At 29.8% G+C, this 776-nt stretch carries 1 protein-coding gene; it reads left to right on the forward strand.

What is annotated here, in order from left to right:
* Window positions 1-463: 463 nt before the first annotated feature.
* On the forward strand, window positions 464-776 hold a 313-nt coding region (locus UC75_RS21465; protein ID WP_322842900.1), incomplete at its 3' end, for a CsgG/HfaB family protein.

Here is a 776-nt window from a genome sequence, read left to right on the forward strand (position 1 = left end):
GGTTAAGTGCAAATTTTTTCTGTTTTAGGGGTATAGATGGATTTTGCCCTGAATAGAATATTGGAAATGATAAGATTAAGAAAGACGCGATAAGATGTTTTTTTAGATCCAAATAAGCCAGATGAAAGGGGAAAATTATTAGATTATTTTCATTACTTTCGGGAAGGTGTGATGAGAACAGAGCTAATAAAAGATACCAAAAATCTTACCTAAAGCCAGTAATAATAGCGGTCCAATTTATTTCCAAATTTATAATATTTTGTAAAATTACTTTTAATATTTTCAGATAGATATCACTTTAACTAAACTCGAAAAGCTCTTATAACAATAGGAGTTTTCATTAATTAAACCTCCATAAAATAAAAATAGTATTTTTACTTAATGGTTAAATTGTTGGATTGTTTGATGGTCTTTTTGTATATAATATGTATTCTTTATATTTTGTAACCATTATAGAGTAAACATGAAAAAAATATTAATCATTACTACGTTAAGTTCTTTCAGTTTAATTGCCTGTTCAACTACTGAAACTTCAAGAACGATCCAAAGCCCACAAGTGGCTGTAGCTACATCACAAATTAAATATACGGGAGTAAAAGCTCCAGTTTCTATTGGTAAATTTGATAATCGCTCTAGTTATATGAGAGGTGTTTTCTCTGACAATGTAGACCGTCTAGGCGGACAAGCAAAAACTATTCTTGAGACACATTTACAGCAAACTGGTTATTTTACAGTTTTAAATCGCGACAACTTATCTGAGATTAAACAAGAAGTTG

This window comes from Acinetobacter sp. V2 (assembly GCF_001188385.1).
Taxonomy (GTDB): domain Bacteria; phylum Pseudomonadota; class Gammaproteobacteria; order Pseudomonadales; family Moraxellaceae; genus Acinetobacter; species Acinetobacter oleivorans.